This is a genomic window from Pseudomonas sp. B20 (assembly GCF_020515755.1).
GTDB lineage: Bacteria > Pseudomonadota > Gammaproteobacteria > Pseudomonadales > Pseudomonadaceae > Aquipseudomonas > Aquipseudomonas syringae.
On record NZ_JAHPJG010000032.1, the window covers coordinates 28,346 to 54,266 of the forward strand.

General features: G+C 61.1%; 7 protein-coding genes. 4 read left to right on the plus strand and 3 right to left on the minus strand.

Features of this window, described 5'->3' with window-relative positions; genetic code table 11:
* Positions 1-16: 16 nt before the first annotated feature.
* From sypA to LIX91_RS24220, 3 genes are all read right to left on the minus strand, one after another.
* Complete coding sequence (sypA, locus tag LIX91_RS24210; RefSeq protein WP_226489325.1) at positions 17-16,156, minus strand: syringopeptin non-ribosomal peptide synthetase SypA; 16,140 nt, start codon at positions 16,154-16,156, stop codon at positions 17-19.
* 138 nt (positions 16,157-16,294) lie between these two features.
* On the minus strand, positions 16,295-17,995 hold the full coding sequence (gene syrD, locus LIX91_RS24215; RefSeq protein WP_099314617.1) for a cyclic peptide syringomycin export ABC transporter SyrD: 1,701 nt from the start codon (positions 17,993-17,995) through the stop codon (positions 16,295-16,297).
* An 80-nt stretch (positions 17,996-18,075) separates the two neighbouring features.
* The gene (locus LIX91_RS24220; protein WP_003426763.1) at positions 18,076-19,137 is read right to left on the minus strand and encodes a TauD/TfdA family dioxygenase; all 1,062 of its coding nucleotides are present in this window, start codon (positions 19,135-19,137) and stop codon (positions 18,076-18,078) included.
* A gap of 332 nt (positions 19,138-19,469) precedes the next feature.
* Here LIX91_RS24220 and syrB1 point away from each other — a divergent pair, with 332 nt between their 5' ends.
* The 4 genes from syrB1 to LIX91_RS24240 form a co-directional block, all read left to right on the plus strand.
* On the plus strand, positions 19,470-21,314 hold the full coding sequence (gene syrB1 / locus LIX91_RS24225) for a syringomycin E biosynthesis L-threonine--[L-threonyl-carrier protein] ligase SyrB1 (protein ID WP_103688503.1): 1,845 nt from the start codon (positions 19,470-19,472) through the stop codon (positions 21,312-21,314).
* Between the two features lie 17 nt (positions 21,315-21,331).
* On the plus strand, positions 21,332-22,264 hold the full coding sequence (syrB2, locus tag LIX91_RS24230) for a syringomycin E biosynthesis L-threonyl-[L-threonyl-carrier protein] 4-chlorinase SyrB2 (RefSeq protein WP_003383694.1): 933 nt from the start codon (positions 21,332-21,334) through the stop codon (positions 22,262-22,264).
* Between the two features lie 72 nt (positions 22,265-22,336).
* Positions 22,337-23,548, plus strand: a complete 1,212-nt coding sequence (syrC, locus tag LIX91_RS24235; protein ID WP_003426751.1) for a syringomycin E biosynthesis aminoacyltransferase SyrC — start codon at positions 22,337-22,339, stop codon at positions 23,546-23,548.
* Between the two features lie 396 nt (positions 23,549-23,944).
* Positions 23,945-25,921: condensation domain-containing protein (locus LIX91_RS24240; RefSeq protein ID WP_226489326.1), on the plus strand; the 1,977-nt coding region annotated here is incomplete at its 3' end.

The following is a 25,921-nucleotide window of genomic DNA, read 5'->3' on the forward strand; positions in this document are numbered from 1 at the left end:
AGCAGTTCGATCATGCTCACAGAACAATCTCCATTCTTTCCGTCGTTGCCGCGTATTCCAAAAGGGTTGGGTGCTCGAAGAGCGACTTGACTTCGGCTTCCAGGCCTTCCTGGCGCATGCGTTCCATCAGGCTCACCGCGAGCAGCGAGTGGCCGCCCAGTTCGAAAAAGTGGTCATGTCGTCCAACCTGCTTGACCCCCAGCAATGCTTGCCAGATCTCTGCAATCAGTATTTCTCTCTCGCCTTGCGGAGCTTCATAGCCACGGCTGATCAAAGCGCCCTCGCCCGGCGCAGGTAAAGCCTTGCGGTCGAGCTTGCCGTTGGGCATGAGGGGCAATGCGTCTAGACGCACATAAGCCACCGGGACCATGTAGGCCGGCAACTGCCCTAGCAGCCAGCCGCGCAGGCTGTCGATGGCCGGTTCCGTTTGTGCGGGCTGGACCGTGTAATAGGCCACCAGGCGTTTGTCGCCGGGGACGTCTTCACGGGCGGTGACTACCGCGTCCTGCACTGCAGGATGCTTGGCCAGACAGGCATCGATCTCACCCAGCTCGATACGGAAGCCACGGACTTTCACCTGATCATCGTTACGGCCCAGGTATTCGATATTGCCGTCCGGCAAGTAGCGACCCAGGTCGCCGGTGCGGTACATGCGTGCCGCAGGCTGCTGGCTGAGGGGGTCCTTGAGGAAGCGTTCGGCGGTCAGGTCATCGCGGTTCCGGTAACCCCGTGCCACGCCGGCGCCGCCGATATAGATCTCACCCGCAACACCCAGAGGAACAGGTTGTTGCTGTTCGTCCAGCAGGTAGAACTGTGTATTGCCGACCGGTTTGCCGATGTGCGCAGCGAAGCCGTCTTCGCGATCCATCGCCACCCAGCTCGAGTAGGTAGTGGTTTCCGAAGGGCCATAGAGATTGCACAGGCGCTGCACGCCGGTTTGCTCGAACAGCGCTTCGACCAGACTGCGTTTGAGCGCTTCACCGGCAACGTTGACGGTGTGCACTGACTTCGGCAGGCTGCCCGTCTCCAGCAGCGCCTTCAGCGCCGACGGCACAGTGTTGATCAGCCTGATATCGTCATCCAGATGCTGGAGTTCCAGAACGTTCTTGACGACCTCGATGCTGCCGCCCGAGGTCAGCGGCGCAAAGCATTCGTAGACCGCGAGGTCGAAGTTCAGCGAAGTGGAAAACAGCGTTTTTCCCAGTGCCGAAGTGGCTGTCCCGGCGTCGAAAGCGCTATGCGCCCAGGTCAGGAAGTTCACGGTATTGCGGTGCTCGATCATCACGCCTTTCGGCAAGCCGGTGGAACCCGAGGTGTAGATCAGGTACGCCAGATGCGCCGAAGTCAGCCCGGGCACCTGCGGGTTCTGGACGGATTCATCCTGCCAATCGCTCAGATCAAGATGGATGAGGGGCACCGAAGCGTCCGCCAGCAAATTCTGTGTAGCGGTTTGAACCAGCACGGCTGCCGGAGCGCTGTCCTGCAACATGTAGGCAATTCGTTCTACCGGATACGCCGGATCCAGCGGTACGTAACCGCCGCCCGCCTTGAGAATCGCCAGCAAACCGACGACCATTTCCGCACTGCGTTCAACACAGATTCCGACTCTGGAATCCGGCTGAACACCCTTCTTACGCAAGGCATGCGCCAGACGGTTGGCCTGCTCGTCAAGCTCGCGATACGTCAGGCGCTGCTCGCCGTGAACCACTGCCAGCGCTTCCGGCGTGCGCTCGACTTGCGCTTCAAACATCCCGTGAATGGTCTGTTCGTGCGGGTAATCCAGAGCAGTATCGTTGAACCGCACCAGCAACTGCTCGCGCTCGGCAGCGGGCAGGATCGGCAGGCTGTCGAGGGCAATATCCGGTGACTGTTCCAGTGCAACGAGCAGATTTTCCAGCGCGGTCTGCATATACCCGCAGACTCGTCCGGCACCGACCTTGCCGGTTACCAGCACTGACAACCTGAAACCATCGCCCAGGTCGTCGACGTTCAAGGTCAACGGGTAGTTGGTGCGTTCCTCGCCACTGCGCACCTCGATACCGCGCCAGGCTTCAATCGACTCGTCGGAGGGCTCAGCCACGGCACTGTGACGGTAGTTGAGCAGCGAACTGAACAATGGCAAGGGCGCCGCCACGCCGCTGCAACGCTGCGCGAGCACCAACGGCGCGTGTTCGTGGCCGAGCAACGCAGTGAGCCGGGCATGGGTCGCTCGCACCCCGTCCCGCGCCCCCTGCCCGGCCAGATCGACGCGCAGCGGCAAGGTATTGATGAACATCCCCAACGCCCGGTCGGCGCCTTCGCCACTCTGCATGCGGCCCATCAGCACCGTGCCGAATATCACCGTGTGCCGGCTCGACACCTTGCTCAATACCTGAGCCCACGCCAGATGCACCAGACTCGCAGCGCTAACTCCCAATTGGCGGGCCTGGGCACGCAGGCGCAGATTGAGCTGAGCGTCCAGTGTCAGGCTGCTTTCTTCAATATCGCGGCCGTCGCCCTGCACATCCAGCAGGCCGAACGGCAGTGTCGGTTCGTCTATGTCACCCAGCAGTTCGCGGAAGAACGTTTCATGGGCCTCGCGGCTCACGCCCAGGCGAGCCTGGGCCACATAATTGCGATACGGAATGGCAACGTCGAGTTGGCCAGCCTGGCCGAGCAAATGTGCCTGCATGTCATGCAGCACCACCTCCATCGCCGTATGGTCGAGGACCATATGATGGAACAGCAGGATTGCCACCCAGCGCTGGTTGGGCGAATCTTCGGCGAAGACCACACGCAGCAACGGTGCCTGGCTCAAGTCCAGCCGCGAATGGCGAGGGTCGAAGCGCTGTTGCAACTGATTGATGACCGGGCCATCGGCCGGGTCGAGTTCGATCTGCTCCAGATGCAGGCGGGCCTGCCGCCAGACGACCTGCATCGGTGTTTCGAGACCTTGCCACAGCACTGCGGTACGCAAGATGTCGTGACGGTCGATCACACTTTGCAAGGCGTCTACAAAAGCGTTCAAACGCTGGCGATCAGCGATCTCGAAGAGCGTTTGCAGAACGTACGGGTCGCCTTGTTCGGCAGCCAGATGGTGGTAGAGAATCCCCTCCTGCAACGGTGCCAGTGGGTAGATATCCTTCACATTACTGACGCCACCCGGCACGCTGGCGACAATACGGTCAATGGCGACCTGATCGAGGTCGGCCAGCGGCAGCAACTGCGGAGTGATGCGCGTGCAATCGTCCGGGATAGCATTTTCCGGAACTGTTATTTCACTTCCGCCACCCACCGCTGCAGCCAGCGCTGCCAGGGTCGGCTGGCCGAACAGCACGCGAACGTCTGCGCTCAAGCCGGCCTGGCGCATGCGTTCGATGAGGCTGACGGCAAGCAGCGAGTGCCCGCCCAATTCAAAGAAATGGTCATGTCGACCGACCTGCTCGACCTTGAGCACCTCGGCCCAGATCGTCGCCAGCAGGTGTTCCACCTCGCCTTGCGGCGCTTCGTAGCCACGGCTGACCAATGCCTGCGCATCCGGTGCAGGCAGTACTTTGCGGTCAAGCTTGCCGTTGGCTGTCAGTGGCAGCGCGTCGAGGCGCACATAAGCTGCGGGCACCATGTAGTCCGGCAGGCGGGCTTGCAGATGGCTGCGCAGGGTTTCGATTTCCAGCGTTTGCTGTGGCTCACGCAGCGTGAAATAGGCGACCAGGCGTTTTTCTCCTGAATCCTGTCGTGCCAGCAACACGACTTCCTGTACCGCTGGGTGCGTGGCCAGAACGGTCTCGATTTCACTCAGTTCAATACGGAAACCGCGAATTTTCACCTGACCGTCGTTGCGGCCCAGGTATTCCAGATTGCCGTCTGCCCTCCAGCGTCCAAGGTCGCCGGTGCGGTACATCAGCGCATCGTCATGCTCGCTGAATGGATTGGCGACAAACTGTGTGGCGCTCAATTCATCACGGTTCAAGTAACCCTTGGCCACGCCCTGCCCGCCTATGTACAGCTCGCCGGGCACGCCCACCGCCACGGGTTGACGCAAGGCATCGAGGACGTAAATCTGGCTGTTGGCAATCGGTCGGCCGATCGGAATGCCACCGTGGTCCGCCGCAGTGATCTCGTAGGTCGTGGAAAAGGTCGTGGCTTCGGTCGGGCCGTAACCGTTGAGCAGATGTTGCGGCGCGCCTCGTGCCAGGACTCTGGCGATGACCGCCGGGTCCAGCACATCGCCGCCCACAATCAGGTAGCGCAAGCCCGCAAATACCTCCATCAGGCCGTCGGCATACTGATGAAACAGGCCTGCGGTGAGCCACAGCACGCTGACCGACTGCGCCAGCAACAGCGCCCGGAATGCCTCCTGCGAGAGTAATACCGACTGCTCGACCACGATAACGCAGCCGCCGTTGAGCAACGGTGCCCAGACATCGAGTGTACTGGCGTCGAAGGCCGGATTGGAGGCGAAAGCTACGCGATCCTGCCCATTGAAGTCCGCGTAGCCGTTGTCGATGACCAGACGGCTGATGGCACGGTGCGGCACCAGCACCCCCTTGGGCGTGCCGGTCGAGCCGGAGGTATACATGATGTAGGCCACAGAATCGGCGCAGGCCACGGGATTCGGGTTGTCTGCCGGCACCGTGCTCGCTGGCCGGGTGTCCAGGTCCAGACGCTGCGTACCCGAATCCAGGGTTTCAGTGCTGTAGGTCAGCACCAGCACCGCCTGGCTGTCTTGCACCATGAAGGTCTGACGTTCCTGCGGGGCATTGATGTCCAGCGGGACGTAGATGGCTGCACACTTGAGCACGGCAAGCTGGCTGAGCACCAGGTCGATGGACCGCGGCAACAGCAGGGCCACGCTGTCCCCCGGCTGCACGCCCAGCTCCAGCAGTTTTGCCGCCAGACGATTGGCCTGAAGGTTCAGCTCGTGGTAACTCAGAGTCGTCGCATCATGCGCCACCGCAGCGGCTTCGGGTGTGCGCTGCGCCTGAGCCTCGAATAGCGCATGCACAGTCATCTGCCGCGGCGAATCGGTAGCCGTGGCGTTGAAGTCGACCACAACCTGCCGACGCTCCGCCGCTGGCAGAATCGACAGGCTGTTCAGCGGCGCCGCAGGCGTTTGCTCCAGGGCCTGAACGAGTTGCTCAATCGCTGCCTGCATGTAATCGCACAGACGCTGTGCACCGATCTCGGCAGTGACCAGCACCGACAATCGGAAGCCATCGCCTGCATCGTCGACGTTCAGGGTAAGCGGGTAATTGGTGTTGTCCTTGGCATTGAAGGTCTCGATCCCTTGCCAGGCGGCTTCGTACTGCGCCGTCATCCTGGTCTGCGCCATGTGCCGATAGTTGAGCAACGCGCTGAACAGTGGTGCCGGTGCAGCGACACCGCTGCAGCGTTGGGCAAGCACCAGCGGTGCATGTTCATGGCCCAGCAAGGCCGTCAGTTGCCCATGAGTCGCTTTCAACCCCTCAACGACCGTTGCGGCACCGACATCGACGCGCAGTGGCAAGGTGTTGATAAACATGCCCAGGGCGCGGTCGGCGCCATCACCGGCCTGCATACGGCCCAGTAGTACCGTGCCGAACACCACCTGTTCGCGGGCCGAGACACTGCCCAGCACCCGCGCCCAGGCCAGGTGCATCAGGCTCGCGGCGCTGACGCCCGCCTGCCGGGCCTGAGCCCGCAGACGCCGGTTCAGTTCTGTGGTCAGGGTCACACAGGCCTCTTCGATGTCGCGGCCACCGTCCTGAACATCCTGCAAACCGAATGGCAGCGTCGGTTCGTCGATATCGCCGAGCATGTCGCGAAAAAACGCTTCTTGCTGGGCATCGCTGACACCCAAACGGGCCTGGGCAACATAATTGCGATACGGCACTGGCTCGCCCAAGGCTGCGCTCTGGCCAAGCAGGTGCGCTTGAACCTCATGCAGCACTACCTGCAGCGAGGTGGCGTCGTTGACCATGTGATGGAACAGCAGCATCGCCAGCCAGCGATCGTTGACCGGGTCGTGGCTGAAGACAATCTGCATCAGTGGCGCCTGACGCACATCGAGGCGGTAATGCCGAGGATCGAAGCGCTGGTGCAATTGCTCGTCAACCGCGCCGTCCGCCGGGTCGAGGAACAGCTCGGTGACTTGCAGTTCGGCTCTGCGCAGCACCACTTGCACCGGCTCGGCGAGACCCTCCCACAGCACCGCGGTGCGCAGGATATCGTGGCGGTTGATCACGCCTTGCAGAGCACCGCTGAAATCGTCCAGTCGCGCCCGGTCACATAGCCCGAACAACGCTTTCAAGGTGTAGGGGTCACCCTCTTCGGCGCTGATGTGGTGATAGAGAATCCCGGCCTGCAAAGGCGCCAGTGGATAAATATCCTGCACGTTCGCCATGCCGCCCGGCACGCTGGCAGCTATCTGATCGATCTGCATTTGCGGCAGGCTGATCAGCGGCAGCAAGTCCGGGGTGATAAGTTCGCAGCGTTCGGGAATCAGGTTGGCCGGCACTACAACTTCCGTACCACCGCCGACCGCCGCTGCCAGCGCGGCCAGGATTGGTTGGCTGAACAGCACGCGGACATCGGCACTCAGGCCGACCTGACGCATGCGCTCGATCAGCGTCACCGCGAGCAACGAGTGGCCGCCCAATTCGAAGAAATGATCATGACGCCCTACCTGCCCGACCTGTAGCACGTCGGCCCAGATAGACGCCAGCAGGGTTTCGACTTCGCCTTGCGGGGATTCATAGCCACGGCTGATCAGCGACTGCGCATCCGGCGCCGGCAGCGCCCTGCGATCGAGCTTGCCGTTGGCGGTCAGTGGCAGGGCATCGAGCTGCACGTAGGCCGCCGGTACCATATAGTCAGGTAACAACCCTTGCAGATGGTTACGCAGGTGTTCGATGTCCAGTGCAGTTTCAGGCTGCTGCGCCGTGACATAAGCGACCAGACGCTTGTCGCCAGGCTCATCCTGACGGCACAGCACCACGGCTTCACGAATATCCGAGTGCTCGGCCAGGCGTGCTTCGATTTCACCCAGTTCAACGCGGAAACCACGGATCTTCACCTGATCGTCATTACGACCCAGGTATTCCAGATTGCCATCTGCGCGCCAGCGAACCAGGTCGCCAGTGCGGTACAGGCGAGCCTGTGGGGCGCTGTCGAACGGGTCGGCGACGAACTTCTCAAGGGTCAGTTCATCACGGTTCAAATAACCCCTGGCGACACCCTGCCCACCGATATACAGCTCGCCGGGCACGCCCAACGGCACCGGTTGGCCTTGGTTATCGAGCACATACAAACGGCTGTTGCCCACGGGTTTGCCGATAGGGATCGAGCCATTGTCGACCGACACAACCTCGTAGGTCGCGGAGAACGTCGTCGCTTCGGTCGGGCCATAACCGTTGAGCAGATGCTGTGGAGGACTGTTGGCCAACACTCGGCCTATGACGGCAGGGTCCAGCACATCACCGCCAACAATCAGGTAGCGCAGGCGCGAAAAGGCCTCGCCCAGACCCGAGGCGTATTGGTGGAACAATCCGGCGGTCATCCACAGCACGTTTACGGCTTGTTCCAGCAGCAGGCGCTGGAAATTCAGCGGAGACAGCAGGTCGTTCTGCCCGATCACCACCACGCAGCCGCCATTGAGCAGCGGAGCCCAGACATCCAGGGTGCTGGCGTCAAACGCCGGGTTGGAGGAAAACGCTACGCGATCCTGAGCATTGAAGTCGGCATAACCGTTGTTGATCACCAAGCGGCTGATGGCCCGGTGCGGCACCAGCACACCTTTCGGAATACCCGTCGAACCAGAGGTGTACATGATGTAGGCGACGCTTTCGCTGGACTGCGGCAGTGCCAGATCAGTGTCTTTCATACCGTCCAGGGTCAGGCCGTCGAGATCGACACGCGGGGCACCAGTCGTCAGCGATACGTGGCTACGAGTCAGCAGGACACGCGCCTGGCTGTCCTCGATCATGAACGCCTGTCGCTCTACAGGCGCGTTGACGTCCAGCGGCACGTACACCGCCGCGCACTTGAGTACTGCCAGCTGACTGGCGAGCAAATCGTGGCTGCGTTCCAGCAGGATCGCCACTCTGTCACCCGGCTGCACACCGAGCCCCAGCAGATGCCGCGCCAGGCGATTGGCCCGGGTGTTGAGTTCGGCGTAGCTCACGGCAACACCATCGTGGATTGCCGCGCAGGCTTCGGGGTACGCCCGCACCTGAGCTTCGAACAGGCCATGCACGGTCTGTTGCTGCGGGTAATCTCGCGTGGTGTCGTTGAACGCCACCAGCAGTTGCTGGCTTTCGGTTTCCGGCACTACCGACAGGTCACGCACGGCTGAATCCGGTGCGGACTCAAGGGCCTCGACCAGATGGTTCAAGGCGGTCTGCATGTAGCTGCAGATCCGCTGGCCATCGAATCCGGCCGCCACCTGTACGCTCAACAGGAAGCCGTCGCCCTGATCGTCCACCGACAGGGTCAACGGGTAGTTGGTCCTTTCGCGTACGCCGAGCACCTGGGTATCCGCCCACCGCTCGCCGCCGCTGGCTTCGCGCGCCGGGCTGTGGCGGTAGTTGAGTAGCGCGCTGAACAGCGGCGAGGCTGCGGCCACCGCGCTGCAACGTTGGGCCAACACCAACGGCGCATGTTCGTGGCCGAGCAATGCGGTCAACCGGGCGTGTGTCTGACGTACGGCCTGACGCACGGCGCAGGTACCGACATCGACCCGCAGCGGCAAGGTGTTGATGAACATCCCCAGGGCGCGGTCAGCACCCAGGCCGCTTTGCATGCGTCCCAGCAACACGGTGCCGAACACCACATCTTCACGCCCGCTGGCGCTGCCCAGTACTCGCGCCCAGGCCAGGTGATGCAGGCTTGCTGCACTCACCCCCAGTTGCCGCGCCTGAGTGCGCAGACGCTGGGACAGATCAGCCGCAAGCGCGTGGCGAACCTCCTTGATGCCCTGCCCGTCACCCTGCACCTCAAGCAGGCCGAACGGCAGGGTCGGTTCATCGACATCACCAAGCATCTCGCGGAAAAACGCTTCGTGTTGCTCGCGACTCACGCCCAGACGGGCCTGACCCACGTAATTCCGGTAAGGCATCGCCGCCGGCAGTTGCGCCGCAGTGCCTTGCAAGTGGGCGAGCATTTCTGCGCTCATCACGTCCAGCGCGGTGTGGTCGAGGGCAATATGGTGGAAAAGCAGGATCGCCACCCAGCGCTGGTTCTCAGAGTCCTCGGCAAAGGCCAGGTGAATCAGCGGGGCCTGACTGAGATCGAGGCGGCACTCGCGCGGATCAAAACGGTTCTGCAACTGAGCGACGATGTCGCCGCCGTCCAGGGCCAGCGTGATCTGCTCCATCGACAGCTCGACCCGGCGCAGAGCTACTTGCAGCGGTTGTTCCAGACCTTCCCAGACCAGCGCCGTGCGCAGAATGTCATGGCGATCGATCATCGCCTGCAAGCCCTCGGCAAAGCGTCGTATATGTGCCGGGTCACGCAGGGCGAAGGTCGCTTGCAGCAGATACGGGTCGCCCTGTTCTGCAGCGATATGATGGTAAAGAATGCCTTCCTGCAACGGTGCCAGCGGGTAGATGTCCTGCACGTTCGCTGCGCCACCGGGAACGCCGGCGACAATACGCTCGATACTCGCCTGGTCCAGCGTGGTGAGGGTCAGCATGTCCGGGGTGATGTGTGTGCAGCCCTCGGGGATGCCGTTGGCGGGCACTTCGATCTCGATGCCGCCGCCAACCGCTGCCGCCAGTGCGGCAAGGGTGGGCTGGCCGAAAAGGACGCGCACATCGGCACTCAGGCCAGCCTGGCGTATGCGCTCGATCAGCTTCACCGCCAGCAGCGAATGACCGCCCAGCTCAAAGAAATGGTCCTGCCGACCGACCCGTTCCACACTCAGTACTTCGCACCAGAGCGCGGCCAGCGTGGTTTCGGTATCGCCGAGTGGCGCCTGATAGTCGCGACTGACGAAGGCATTGGCAGATGGCTGCGGCAACGCGCGACGATCCAGTTTGCCATTGGGCGACACCGGCAGGTTTTCCAGGTGTACATAGGCCGCCGGGATCATGTAATCAGGCAGCAACGCTTGTAAGTGCAGGCGCATCTGGTCGGCTTCGGGCGCAGCCTCGCCTTTCTGCACGCTGAAGTACGCCACCAGGCGCTTTTCACCGGGAAGGTCTTCGCGGGCCAGCACCGCTGTATCGCGCAAGCCTGGATATTGACCAAGGCGTGCCTCGATTTCCCCCAGCTCGATACGAAAACCACGGATTTTGATCTGGTCGTCGTTACGGCCCAGGTAGGCGATCCTGCCGTCCGCCTGCCAGCAACCCAGGTCGCCGGTCTTGTACAGACGTGCGCACGGGTTGCCGACATCGCTGGCGGCAAACGGATCAGCGATAAAGCGTTCAGCGGTCAGGTCATCGCGGTTCAGATAGCCACGGGCGACACACGCGCCGCCGATGTACAGTTCGCCTGCCACGCCCACCGGCACCGGGCGCATGTGTTCGTCGAGCAGGTAGATGCGGGTGTTGGCCACCGGCTGGCCGATGCTTGGCAAGGTCGGCCAGGCCTGTGGGTCGCCATCAAGGGTCAGCGCCGTGACCACATGGGACTCGGTCGGACCGTAGTGGTTATGCAGGCGAGCATCCTTCAGACGCGCGAAGAACTGGCGCATCGGCTCGGTGATTCGCAGTTGTTCGCCGGCAGTGATCACGTCCTGCAACAGGCACTCAGGCTGTTCGGGCTCGGCGACCATGGCCTCGGCCAATGCCTGCAGGGCAATGCACGGCATGTACAGGCGTTCGATACGCTGTTCACAGATATGCTCGAACAGGCGGCGGAAATTCAGACGGGTATCGCTGTGGATCAGCGACAACTCACCACCTGCACACAAGGTGCTGAAGATTTCCTGAAAAGCCACATCAAAACCCAGTGCTGCGAATTGCAAGGTGCGTTGTCTCGGGCGACGGTCCTCAGCAGTCTGGGCGATCTGCCAATGCATCAGGTTGACCAGCGGAGCATGGGGCATGGCCACGCCTTTGGGCTGACCGGTAGAGCCGGAGGTGTAGATCAGGTACGCCAGGTGCTGTGCATCAAGCCCCGCGAGCTGCGGATTGGTCACCGGCGCGCGGCCGATACCGTTCTCGGCGCGGGCGTCAGCTTCCAGCAGCAACACCGGCATGGCGGCCTGCGCAAAGCGCTCGCGCAAACCACGTTGGGTCAGCAGCATTTTTGGTGCGCTGTCCTCAAGCATATAGGCCAGGCGTTCTTCAGGGTAAGAAGGGTCGAGTGGCACGTAGCCTGCACCGGCCTTGAGAATGCCCACCAGGCCGGCGATCATTTCCAGACTGCGTTCCACACAGATTGCCACCCGGTCGTCGGCACTAATGCCTTGGGCGATCAACCGATGGGCAATCTGGTTGGCCCACTGATTGAGCTCGGCGTAACTCAGGCGCTGGCCTTCGTAGGTCACCGCCACCGAATCCGGTTGCGCAGCCGCCTGTGCTTCGAACAGTTGGTGCAGCAAAAGGTCTTGCGGGTAGGCGCGATCGAATGCGTTGAAGTCTTCCAGCAATTGGCGACGCTCGTGCACGGGCAACCAATCGAGGCTGTGCAAGGGTGCATCGGGCCGGCTGTCCAGCGCGTCGGCCAGTTGCTCCAGGACGGTGTGCATGTAACCGCAGATGCGCCGGGCATCGATTCCGGCCACCGCCTGAACGGTCAGGCCGAAGGATTCGCCGAGGTCGTCCACCGATAACGACAACGGATAGTTGGTGCGCTCTTCACCGCCGAGTACCTCGACACCGGCCCAGGTTCTGGTCTGTCCCGCCTGCTGAGGTGTCTGGGCGCCGACCGCAACATGGCGGTAGTTCATCAGTGCACTGAATAACGGTGTCGGTGCTGCCACGCCGCTGCATCCCTGGGCCAGGGACAACGGTGCATGCTCATGACTGACCAGCGCCGCCAACCGTGCGTGGGTGGTGCGCACTGCAGCCTCGATGCCCTGCTCTCCGGCAGCGACGCGCAATGGCAAGGTATTGATAAACATGCCCAAGGCCCGCTCGGCGCCTTGACCACTGAGCAGGCGGCCCATCAGCACAGTACCGAAGACCACATCCTGACGCCCTGACAGGCGCCCGATCACCTGAGCCCACGCAAGGTGATGCAGGCTGGCATTGCTGACGCCGAGGCGCCGGGCATGGGCGCGCAGACGTTCGGCCAGTTCCGGGTCAACCGTTAGCAGGGCTTCGTCCACTCCGCTGCCATCGCCTTGCACGTCTTGCAGGCCGAACGGCAGGGTCGGCTCGTCAACATCGGCGAGCATGTCGCGGAAGAACGCTTCGTGCTCCTCGCGGCTCATGCTCAATCGCGCCTGAGCCACATGATTGCGATACGGTACCGACGCTGGCAGATGGTCGCCGCGCCCTTGTCTGAACGCCTCGATCTCTGCGCCCAGCAGGGCCAGCGAGGTGGCGTCATCGATCAGGTGATGGAACAGCAACACCGCCACCCAGCTTTGGTTGACGGGATCCTCTGCGTAATGCAGGCGCATCATCGGTGCCTGATGCAGATCCATGCGTATCCGTCGTGGGTCGAACTGTGCCTGCAATTGGGCCGCGACATCACCCTGCTCCGCATGCGGCAAAAACGCCTCGACGCGCAGCCGTGCCTGACGCCAGACCACCTGCACTGGCTCGTCGAGTTCTTCCCAGGCTACCGCCGTGCGCAGAATGTCGTGACGGTCAATGACTTGCTGCAAGGCCTCCGTGAAGTCCAGCAGTTGCTCGAAGCTATTGACCCGCAACAACGCCTGCAACAGGTACGGATCACCCTCCTCACTGGACAAATGGTGATAGAGGATGCCTTCCTGCAACGGCACCAGCCCGTAGATATCCTGCACGTTGCTCACCCCGCCCGGCACTGTGGCGACCACACGGTCGATCTGTGCCTGGGTGAGTCGGGCCAGGGGCAGCATATCCGGCGTAATATGCCGGCAGTCGGCTGAAATCCTGGTGGCGGGCACCTGCACGTCTGTGGTCTTGCCGCTGGCGGCCGCCAACGAGGCCAGGGTCGGCTGGCCGAACAGTACGCGCACGTCGGCATTCAGACCGATGTCGCGCATGCGCTCGATCAGTTTTACCGCCAGCATCGAATGCCCACCCAGTTCGAAGAACTGGTCATGACGGCCTACCCGCTCGACGCCCAGCAGCTCTACCCACAATTTGGCCAGCCTGGTTTCCACCAGGCCCTCCGGCGCCTCATATTGACGCCGGGCAAAGGCCTCGGCAGTTGGCACCGGCAGAGCCTTGCGGTCGAGCTTGCCGTTGGCGGTCAGCGGGAAAGCCTCCAGGCTGACAAAAGCGCTCGGCAGCATGTGCTCGGCCAGCGACAGGCGCAGCTGTTCACGCAAGTACGTAGCGTCCGGATTCCGGTTTGTTGTGCCGGTGACATAGGCCACCAGACGCTTGTCGCCCGGTTCGTCTTCACGTACCACAACCACGGCGTCACGCACGCCTTCGCAGGCGCTCAATCGGGCTTCGATCTCGCCCAGTTCGATACGGAAACCGCGGATTTTGACCTGTTCATCGTTACGGCCCAGGTATTCCAGGCTGCCGTCCGGCAACCAGCGACCCAGATCACCAGAGCGGTACATCCGCGCGCCGGGCGCCGAGGCAAATGGATCGTCGAGAAAGCGCGTCGCATTCAATTCGTCGCGATTGAGGTAGCCACGGGCCACACCCGCCCCGCCGACGTACAACTCGCCCACCGCACCCGGTGGGAGCGGATGGCCGTAGGTATCCAGCAGGTAAAGCTGAAGGTCAGGAATGCGCTTGCCGATCGGGCTCGCGCCGACGCGCTGCGCGTCCTCAGGCTGTAACGGGTAATAGGTCACATGCACCGTGGTTTCGGTGATGCCATACATATTTACCAGTTGTGTTGAGGCGTTTACTTTGCGGGCATACCACGGCTTGAGCATCGCTGTTTCCAGCGCTTCACCGCCGAAAATCACCTGGCGCAGCGAATGTGCCTGCTCTTTGTCGCCTTGGGCCGCGATCAGTTGGCGGAATGCACTCGGCGTCTGGTTGAGCACCGTGACCCCGGCACTGCACAGCAGGTCGTGGAAGTCATCAGGCGAACGGCTGACCAATTGCGGCACGATCAGCAGACGTCCGCCGTGCAACAGCGCGCCCCAGATTTCCCAGACCGAGAAGTCGAAGGCAAACGAGTGGAACAGCGCCCAGACATCCTGTTCATTGAAACTGAACCAGTCCTGGGTGGCCGAGAACAGCCGTGCAACGTTGCGATGCTCGATCATTACGCCCTTGGGCAGGCCGGTGGAACCGGAGGTGTAGATCACGTAGGCAAGGTCGCTGGGCCTGACCGATACCTGCGGATTGCAGGCGCGCTCGTCCTGCAGGTCGACATCGTCGAGATAGATCAGCGGCACATCCGACACCGGCAATACCGGCTGTACTGACTGCTGGCTCAACAATGCTACCGGCGCACTGTCGCCGAGCGTGTAGGCCAGGCGCTCAAGCGGGTAAGCCGGGTCCAGCGGCACATAACCGGCGCCGGCTTTGAGGATGCCCAGCAAGCCGATAATCATCGCCGGGCCGCGTTCGACGCAGAGGGCCACGCGATCGTCAGGACGTACACCCAGGGCCAAGAGACGATGGGCGACCTGATTGGCACGCGCGTTGAGTTCGCCGTAGCTCAGGGTCTGCTCTTCGAACATCAGCGCGACGGCGTCTGGTCGCTCTGCGGCGCGGGCTTCAAACTGCTGGTGAATCGTCAGGTCATTGGCGAAAGGTGGCTGACCGGCATTCCACGCCTGCATCTGCAAAGTGTCGGTCTTGCCGATCAGCGAGAACCCGTGTACAGGCAGGTGCGGGTTCGCCAGCCCCTGCTCTATGACATGCTGCAAGCGCTCGGCAAGGGGGGCGATTTCGTCGTGCTGAAAATACCCCTCATTGTAGATGTAGTGCAGTCGCGATTCAGTCTCGTAAGCGTTGGTGCGCAGGTGTATGGCCAGCGGTGTCTGTTCGTGATTGTTCGAAGATTTGACGGCGTGGGCGGTTGCCTGGCCGAAGCGCAGCAGGTGATCGTTGCGCTCATAGGAGAACGTCAGATCGAACAGTTGGGTACGCTCTGCACGGCGTAACTCAAGCAAACGGTTGAGGTCGCTGACGGGAAAGCGCTGGCTGCGGTAATCCTGCTTGACCGCCCGGCAGATGCCCTGGACCAGCTCGCCGAACGGCAGGTCGGCGCTGAATTTCAGACGCACTGAACTGAGCTGGGTAAAGAGCCCAAGGGTCTTTTTGTAGCTGGCATTGGGGCGATTGAGGATCGGCAAGCCGATAACCAGTTCATCACGCTGATAGGCGCGGGTGAAGTACACGTAAAGCACGGCCAGCAAAACATGGAACGACGAGGCGTTCAGTCCCAGCGCCAGGTCGTCGATCTGCTGTTCCAGGTCACGGGCCAGACCGTAGCTGAGGTGGCCGCTGCGGCTTGGTGCTTCGTTCTGAATCTGAGCCGGACGCGGGCGTGGCACCAGCAAGGGCTCGGGAATGTCGCGGTACTTGTCCAGCCAGTAAGCCTGATCGAGGGCAAACCGTCGCGATCCGCGATACTGGCTGTCGTCCTGGATGAAGTCGACATAGGACGGTGCTGTCAGATCGGGTGTTTGCTGATCGTGCAGCGCATTGTAAAGCTCACTGAGCGACGCGCAGAGCCCGTCCATGCCCCAGCCGTCGAGTGCAATGTGGTGGGCGTAAATCATGCAGTAAAAGCGCTGTGCTTCGAGCTTGAGCAAATGTATACGGAACAGCGGTTCGCCATCGAGCCGGAACGCACGCTCAAGCTGACGCTGCATCCAGCATTCGGCAGCCTGAAACGGATCGTCCTGCCCTTGCAGGTCAATCGGTGTTACCGGCATCGGCATGCTTGTGGCGAAGGCCTGCAGCGGCACGCCCTCCTCGTCACGCTGGTCGAGCAGGACCATGCGCAGAGCGTCGTGTTTTGCAATCAACAGGTCCACGGCCCGCTGGAACAATTCGTAATCGAGGGCGCCGTCGATCTCCAGATGGCCGCCGATGTTGTATAGCGGCGAGTCGCCCTGGGTCATCTGATCCAGCCAGATATTGCGTTGGGCAGCGGTCAGGGCAAGTGCCATACATTTCTTCTCGCAAAGGGTCGGCCTCGCCGCGCGCAAAAGGCGGCGGCAGCCGGTAGTCAGTTCGTGGCCAGGGAGCAACCGGCTTCATGCAACTTCATGAAGGATCGTCCCTGGAAAGTTGAACAGCGCTTCAGATCAGGCGCGTTTGCCCTCAACCGCGCACTTCACGTCGGAGACGATGCAACCGTCCGCCAACTTGATGATGCGGTCGGCCAACTGGAAGTACTGATCGTCGTGAGTAATGATCAGGATCGTCTTGCCGCGACGCTTGAGGTCCGGCAGCAGTTCCTCGTAAAAGAAACGCTTGAACGGCGGGTCCTGGTCGGCGGCCCACTCGTCCAGCAGGTAAATCGGACGGTCTTCCAGGTAGGCGCAAACCAGTGCCAGGCGTTTCTGCTGGCCGTATGACAAGGCCGTGGTGGTCGAGTAACCCAGTCCCTCGATCTGAACCTTGTCTTCCAGGCCCAGAGTCGACAGGTATGTCTGCGCCTGATCGGTGCTGGGATGCTCTTTCTCGTCAGGACCTATCAATCGGTTGAACAGATGGAAGTCAGAGAACACCGCCGAGAACAGATCGCGATAGTCGCCGCGCGAGTCGTCTGTGACCGCCGCACCGTCGAGCAGTAGCTGACCTTCTTGCGGGATGTACAGGCCGCAGAACACTTTGGCCAGGGTGCTTTTGCCACAACCGTTGCCGCCGACGATGTAGACCAGCTCACCGGAGTGGATCGTCAGGTCGATAGGTCCCAGGGCAAAACCGGAACTGCTTTGCGGGTCCTTGTAGTTCATGTGTACGTTCTTGAGCTGGATACTGCCCCAGGACTTCTTGTGATCGAGAAGCAGCACATTGTCTGTATCGCTGGTTTCCGGCTCCGGATGCGGTTCGTTGATGGAGAATCCGAAATCCGCCAGTCGCGTGCAGGCAATGCGTCCCTGGGCCAGCATCGGCATGGCGCTGACCAGCATCACCAGCGGGCCCATGATGTACAGCACCGCCAGCACACTGGCGCTCATGGTCTTGGCATCGATGACAGCGAACATCGGCGCAGCGAACAGCAGGCAGCCGACCAGCAACGACAGGGTCAACTGGCCAACGTTTTCGGCGGCAGTGAACCAGAGCCGTTCGATGTAGTTGTACTTCGCGACCCGGATCGAAGACTCCTGGATCGCCGAGCGGCTGAACCAGCGGCGGCGAATACCGTTGAGTTTCAGTTCCTTGAGGCCGAACACCAGCGCGTGTGTGTATTCGTTGAAGGCCGTGAATTCGTCGCGCACCTTGTGGGTGAACTTCATGCCACCCATGAAAAACAGCAGGTACATTGCAACGCCCAGCATCATCAGCGAGATGGTTATCGCAAACACCACCCAGGACAGGTAGGCCAGGTAGGCAATACCGAACAGGAACACCGCCGACTCCACCAGGATCGTCGGCATGATCAACAGCGTGGCGTTGAGTTGCGGAATATCGCTGGTCAGCAGGGTCAGCACATTCGGCGCACCGCGGCGGTCGACTTCCTCAAGCGGCGTGCCGAGGATCTTGCGGCACAGGGCAATGCGCAGACGGGTCATGATGCGCATGCTGGCATAAGCCGGAAACAGCGACGCACCGTTGCGGAACAGTAGCGCCACCACGCTCAGGCCGACGAACCAGAACAGCGACTGACGCTGAAAGGTCTCCTCATGAATCGCCTGGTTGATCACGTTGACCACGGCAATGGACGCAACGCCGCTGATGAGCCCTGTCAGAAGCGTAAAGAACGTCAGCCAGGGATGGCTGCTCCATAACAGACGCATGATCGAGCCTGGTCTGGCCTTCTTCTCTTGCTTGGTTTTCATTAGCTGCTGCCCTTGAATGCATTAGCCAGCGCGGGCGCCGGTGGTTGAAAGTCCTGGCTTGATAACGGGATGTCGATCATTCAGGCCGGTTGCCAAACGTCGCCCCGAGCGGTCATTTCGCCCATGGCGACAACGATCAGCCGGGGTTCCTCATAGGGGTCACGGGCGTGGGCGGCAAGCATGTTGTCAAGCATCACCACATCGCCCTTGCGCCATTCGAAACGCACAGCGCAAGCCTCGTAGGCTTCACCGATCAAGGCCATTACCGGGTCCTCGATGGCTGAGCCGTCGCCATAGCTGACCAACCGTGGCAGGCGGTCGGGGCCGAACATGTCAAGCAGGTCCTCGCGCAACTCCTCGCCCATGCAGTACGGGTGATGCAACTGCACCTGGTTGAAGAAACAACGCTCGCCCGTGAAGGGATGGGTGATCACCGCCGGGCACTGGGTGCGCAGCTGCAAAGTGTCGCCGTCAAGCCATTCGAAGTCTGTACCTTGCTCGCGGCAACGCTGTTCAATAACGCTGCGTTCGGACGTGCCGAAGAACGATTCCCAGCTTGGCTCGACACCGGCGGTGAAGGTGCGGCTGTAAAGCAGACCTTTGCTCTCGAAGCGCTCGACCACCTCTTTCGGCAGGTACGCGAGCACTTGACGGATGTCCGCCAGCGGCGTTGCCCCACCCACCCGCGATGGCTGCTCGCAGAAGAACCATTGCTTGCGTGGCCAGCTTTCCAGGTGCGAACTCTCGTTGTGATAAAGAATCATCTCGCGCTCGGGATACGGCGTGGAGCGATAGACATTGCGCCCACCTTCCTTCTTCGGAAGGTCGCCATACGTGCCGTGCAAGCCAGGCGAAAGCGCCTCGGCGAACGATTCGAAGGCGGCGACCGAAGGCAGATCAAATCCCCGAAACAAGACTGCGCCGTGACGGCACAGCAGCGTCTCGATCGCTTCGCGCCGGGCGCTGGCCCACAGCACCGGGTCCAGCTCGTCAGCTGTTGGCTCGATCACCACAGGCAAACTGTTACCGGTAGCCAGCAAGGACAACCGTACCGACGGGTCAGCGGCCCTGTCGGGCCAGGTTGGCGTATCCGTTTGCTGCTCATCAGCGAAAACGGACGCAGTGTTAGCTTGAAGACTCATGAACAAACTCCTGGACCTCAGCCCTTCACATCCACTTTTTGTAGGGAGCCAGACCAACACGCTCCGGCACCGCGCAAGAATAAAAACACTGATGGCCAGGGGCGTCTGTCACCGCAATCCGGGACATCGGTCGCACAGCGTGTCGATGCGTACTGATCCAGTTCGGCAGGCTTTGTCCCCATTTCCCTCGACAGACGCAGGCCGGCAGACGGTGCTGAAATGCGCCAACTGCGGATCATGCCGGCCCATTGACGGATTCGTCAGGCCGCAGGGATGTCTCGATTGCAGCGGATTTGTACGCTGCATCTGGTTATTACACAGGAGCCTTGGTCATGCCGATTACGAACACTGACGAATCGCTTAGCGCCGCGTCAGCCCCTCTCAAACCCGGTGCGTTCCTGCACGAGATATTCAGTGACAGGGCGCGACAATTTCCCGAGCGTACCGCCGTCAGCGATGCGGCCCGGACGTTGAGCTACGCACAGCTCGACGCACTGTCGACAAAGCTGGCTGCACGGTTACGCGATGAAGGTGTGACCTATGGCACGCGTGTAGGTATGTACCTGCCGCGCAGCGTCGATCTGGTCACCAGCCTGCTGGGTATTCTCAAAGCCGGTGGCACCTATGTGCCGGTCGACCCGCAATACCCTGGCAAACGCGTCGAGCACATCGTGCGCGACAGCGAGCTGAGCCTGATCATCGGTGATGCCGCCAACCTGCCGAAAATACCGTCCCTGCGCGTATTGGCGCTCGACGAGTTACTGTCCGCGCCGGCGCTGCAACCGGCCGCTGAAGACACCCGTATCGACCCGAGTAATTCCACTGCCTACATCATCTACACCTCTGGCTCCACCGGTGAGCCCAAGGGCGTACAGGTTTCTCATGGCAACGTCAGTCGCCTGCTGGAAAGTACTCAACGCGCCTACGGCTTCAACGCCCAGGACGTCTGGTCGATGTTCCACTCCATCGGTTTCGACTTCTCGGTCTGGGAAATCTGGGGTGCCCTCGCCCACGGCGGCCAGGTGGCCGTTGTCCCGTATGACGTCTCGCGCTCTCCTGCCGCTCTGCGTCAATGGCTCGCCGATCAGCGCATCACCGTACTCAGCCAGACGCCATCGGCTTTCCGTGGTCTTGATGAGGCCGATCGTGGCAACACCGCGCCGCTGGCGCTGCGCTACGTAGTGTTCGGTGGCGAAGCGTTGCCCGCCAGCGTGCTGCGTCCCTGGGTCGAGCGTCACGGCGACCAGAAGCCCGCGCTGATCAACATGTACGGCATCACCGAGGCCACCGTTCACACCACCTTCAAGCGAGTGTTGGCGCAGGACCTGGAAACAGCAGCCATGGTGTCGCTGGGCAAGCCGCTGGACGGCTGGCGCCTGCACCTGCTTGACGCCAGCCTGGCGCCGGTGGCGGCAGGCACTACCGGCGAGCTGTACATCGAAGGCGCAGGCGTGGCTAAGGGCTACCTGAACCGTGAGGCGCTCAACGTCGAGCGCTTCGTCGAGTTGCCCGGTGCCATACGCGCTTACCGTACTGGCGACCTGATGACCCTGGAGAGTAATGGTGAATACCGCTATGCCGGTCGCTGCGACGAGCAATTGAAAATCAGCGGCTTCCGCATCGAGCCAGGCGAGATCGAAGCCTCTCTGCAAACCAGCCCGAGCGTGGCCGCTGCCCATGTCGGCGTACATGATTACGGTGATGGCGACCTGCGTCTGGTGGCTTACGTGGTACCAGGCCAGGGCGTCGATGCCTGGACCGAACAGGCTCGCAGCGAAGTTGCCGCGTTGATGGCCGAAAATTTGCCGGAGTACATGCGGCCCTCGGTGTATGTGCCGCTGGCAGAACTGCCGGTGACTCATCACGGCAAAATCGACAAGCAACAACTGCCCTCGCCTGCCGCTGGCACGGCGCCTTCAAGCGCGGCAGACGTCAAGGGCCTCAGTGAACAGGAGCACTTCGTGCTCAAGGTCTGGAGCGAAGACCTGGGTCTGAAAAACATCGGCGTCAATGATGATTTCTTCGATTCCGGTGGCACTTCACTGGCATTGATCCGCTCGCTGAGCAAGCTCAAGACACATTACAAAATCAACCTCGACCCCGGGATCCTGGCGGATGGCGCAACGGCCAAAGTTCTGGCCGACCACATCTCCCGTAGCCTTGTTCAAGCCCATTGACCGAAAAGGAAAAGCTCATGAGCAAAAAATTCGCTTTAACTGCGGAACAGCGTGCCTCGTTCGAAAAAAATGGTTTTATCGGTCCGTTTGACGCCTATTCGCCAGAAGAAATGAAAGAAACCTGGAAGCGCACCCGTCTGCGCCTGCTCGACCGCAGCGCCGCGGCCTACCAGGATCTGGACGCCATTTCCGGGGGGACCAACATCGCCAACTACGACCGCCATCTGGATGATGACTTCCTGGCCAGCCATATCTGCCGCCCGGAAATCTGTGACCGTGTCGAAAGCATCCTCGGCCCTAATGTGCTCTGCTGGCGCACCGAGTTCTTTCCCAAGTACCCGGGCGATGAAGGCACCGACTGGCATCAGGCCGATACGTTCGCCAATGCCTCCGGCAAGCCGCAGATCATCTGGCCGGAAAATGAAGAGTTCGGCGGCACCATCACCGTCTGGACGGCGTTCACCGACGCAAACATTGCCAATGGTTGCCTGCAGTTCATTCCTGGCACCCAGAACAGCATGAATTACGACGAAACCAAGCGCATGAGCTATGAACCCGATGCCAACAACTCGGTGGTCAAGGATGGCGTGCGTCGCGGTTTCTTCGGTTACGACTATCGGCAGTTACAGATCGATGAGAACTGGAAACCCGACGAGGCCTCTGCTGTGCCCATGCAGATGAAAGCCGGGCAGTTCATCATTTTCTGGTCAACGCTGATGCATGCGTCCTATCCGCACAGCGGCGAATCACAGGAGATGCGCATGGGCTTCGCGTCACGCTACGTACCGTCGTTCGTGCACGTCTATCCGGATTCGGACCACATCGAAGAGTACGGCGGCCGCATCAGTCTCGAGAAATACGGCGCGGTGCAGGTGATCGGTGACGAAACACCCGAATACAACCGTCTCGTGACCCACACCACACGCGGCAAGAAATTCGAAGCGGTTTGACCCACAGACGTCAGACGAACGTAGCCTCGCGCAATGTGCCTGAAAAAAGCGCCCAACAAAGAGTGTAGATCCATGACTATTTCCTCCGATGCAGCGATGCGTCTGTGCGAGACGGTGAGGATGCTCAGGCACCTTGCCCTCAATTTGCCCGATCCCGTGTGCCTGAGCTTTCTCGCCCGGGACAATGACCCTCTGCCAGAGCCGGCGTGCTCCAGCGTGCGAGCCACAGAGCGGGCGATCAATGCCGCGTTTGCGCGCATTGGTGTGCGCACCCTGCAGTACTTGCACGGTGGCGAGGCACAACTGTCGTCGTTCGAATACTTTATAAGCCGCAAACTCTGCGAGGCGCTCGACTACAGCTACGAGCACTTCGACGATGCTGAAGACGTCACCGCCTTCAATCGACTGCTCAAGCATTTTGAATTCAGCGGTGCAGTGCCGCACATCGAGACATTGCACCTGACCACCCGTGACCATGCGCCTTTGCTGGTGCATGCGAGCGCCAACCGCGAGCTGCCTCCTGTGGTTCTGGCATTGCCCTGCGGCATTCCGTTCGATCTCTGCCGCGACTGGTTCAATGCCTTGAGCGAGCGGTTTTTTGTCGTGACCTGGGAGACCCGAGGGCTGTTCGGTGCCTGCGAGGCATTCGACCAGATCGCGGTGGACACCGATGCCCAGGTTGCCGACATGATCAGCGTAATGAATCACTTCAGGTTATCAACCGCACATCTGATGGGTATCTGCGGCGGCGCAGTGATCGCCCTGAGCGCCGCTGCTGCCCACGCCGACCGGGTCAACTCCCTGAGCCTGTGGCATGGGGATTACAACCTGGGCGACAACGACCTGCGCACCGCTCACCAGCAAAACTTCGAGTGGCTGATGGAAAGCGCAGCTCAGGATCGTGGCGAGGCTGCTGACCTGCAAACGATGTTCCTGGACCAGGCGACGCTGGCCACCACCCCTGAGCCCATTGCCCACGTGGTGCTTTACCCCTACGTCAATCCCGAGTTGTTTTATCGCTATGCGCGCCTGAATGACGCGCTGAACAAGACCGAGCTGGCACCACGACTGACGCGCATCACCGCGCCAACCTTGGTAGTGGCTGGCGACGCCGACTCGACTACGCACATCGGCGGCTCACGGTATATCGCCGCGTCGATCAAGGACGCCACGCTGCACGTAGAGCGCGATGGCAGCCACCTCGCGTTCTTTGCCTCAAGCCACCAATCGAAACAAACCGCCTTCAGCTTCCTCGAAGAAGTTCTTCAGCCCGCTGTTGCCTGACAGTCGTTCGATACCTCGTCGAGTAAAAAAGGGGGCTCAGGCCCCTGACTTTACTCTGCGCGGCGACCTTGAGCGCGGCGGCGACCGGCTCACCTTCAAAGCGCCACACTGGCGAAGCACCAACCTTCCTTCACCGACCCGCTCCATAGGCCAATGGAATCGGTCCAGGCCTTTATACCGGCGAGGCGCAGCGCAGCCTTGAGTCATTGATCACCCAGCCCGGAAGACCACCGCGCGCAGTTGTCCCAGCTTCCCATGACAGACATCCCCAGGTGGATGCTCTATTTTTTTTTCAATGTTCTTAATCCTCCCGCCGACTGGCATTCGTCCAGCGCCATGCCGCGCCGCCCTTCGACCGGAGACGAGCCAATTGATTTCGCAAACAGGTGCTTTGAGATGAATTCGTTGATCGACAATCTGTGCACGCAAGGACAAGAGCTCCTTCCGCTGGCTTCGGTTCAGCAAGGTATCTGGCTTGATCAGCTCGCCTATCCGCACCTGCCCTATTACAACATCGGCATGACTCTGGAGATCAAGGGCGACATCGATATTGCGCTGTTCGAGAAAGCCATCCAGATGGTCGTCGACGGCCATGACGCGCTGCGTCTGAGTTTCAGCCACGAAAGGGGCATGGGCGGCCAGCGGGTTCTGTCCAAGGCGCCGTTCACGCTTGAAGTGACCGACTTGCCTGACGTCGACGGCGACGCCGAGCAGGCCATTGCGCATCTGCGCGAGTCCTTCCGCCAACCCTTTGAGTCAATGACCGGACAACTCTGGGAGTCGCGTCTGGTTCGTTGCGGGCCGCAACTCTATTACTGGTTCAATCGCTTGCACCACCTGGTCGCCGACGGTATTGGAGCAGTGCTGATCGCGCACGCCGTAAGCGATGCCTACTCAGGCTTGCTGGAAGGCAAGCAAACGCTGGCCGAGGGGCCTTCTTACCTCTCGTTCCTTGAAGAAGACAAGGCCTATATGACGTCTTCTCGCTACGAGCGTGATCGACTGTTCTGGGAGCAGGCCTACGCCCAACTGCCGCCGGTTCTGCTGCAACGCAGAGCAGATTTCAAGGCAGGCGTAACCAACGGCCCAGCCCCGAGTGACCAGGTTCAAGCCATGTTGCCCCGCGCGCTTTACAACGCGCTGACTCAGTTTGCCGGCGAATGCAACCTGTCCGTGGCTCATGTACTGGTCGGAGTGATCAGCACCTATTTCTGCCGTACCGCGGGGGTCGATGAGATCGTTGTCGGCATGCCGGTGCATAACCGTACCAATGCTCGTCAGAAAGCCACCATCGGTATGTTTTCGTCTATCAGCCCGATTCGCGTGGGCTTCGATCCGCATGAAACGCTGGTCGACCTGATGAATAACATCGGCACGCAACTACGTCGCACTTACCGCCACCAGCGTTTCCCGATTGCCGAACTCAATCGCAGCCTGCGGCTGGCGCAAAACGGACGCCACCAGCTGTTCGATGTTTCACTTTCGTTCGAAAGCTTCGATGGTGACGTCACGTTCGGCTGCGAGGACCCGGCACGGGTGCTGATGCTGGACAATGGTTACGAGCAGACGCCCATGGCGATCTTCGTACGCGATTACCATCCCTCTGAAGACATCCACCTGGATTTCAACTTCAACACGGCTTATTTCACCTTAGAGGAAGCGCAGCGCGTACAGCAGCGCATTTTCGCCATGCTTGAAGCAGTGCTGAATCAGCACGACACGCCTTTGGCGCACTTCCCGCTGATGAGCGAAACCGAGCATCAGCAACTGTCAGCTTTCAACGAAACCGCCCTCGCCTATCCCCGCGATGTCGTTATCCACCAACTGATCGAACAACAGGCCGCCCAGCGTCCGGATGCCTGCGCCTTACGCGGCGACAGCGGGCCGTTGCTCACTTACGCCAAGCTCAACCAACAGGCCAACCAGCTCGCCCATCGCCTGATCGAACTGGGTGTGGAGCCGGATACGCGGGTCGCAGTCAGCCTGCGTCGCGGCGCTGAAATGGTCGTGGCGCTCTTGGGTATTCTCAAGGCCGGTGGCGCCTACGTGCCGATCGACCCTGACCTGCCCAGCGCTCGCCAGGCCTATATGCTCGAGGACAGCTCGTCGCAGGCGGTGCTGACCACTCAGGACCTGAGCGACAACCTGCCGGCCCTGGACCTTCCGGTGCTGGTGCTCGATGACCGCGATGACAGCGCGCAGCTGACCAGGCAGCCGACCGGCAATCCGGATGCCAAGGCCCTGGGCCTGCAGCCGAACCATCTGGCCTACGTGCTCTACACCTCGGGGTCCACCGGGCAGCCCAAGGGCGTGATGAACGAACACCTTGGCGTGGTCAACCGCCTGCTCTGGGCCCGCGACGCCTATCAGGTC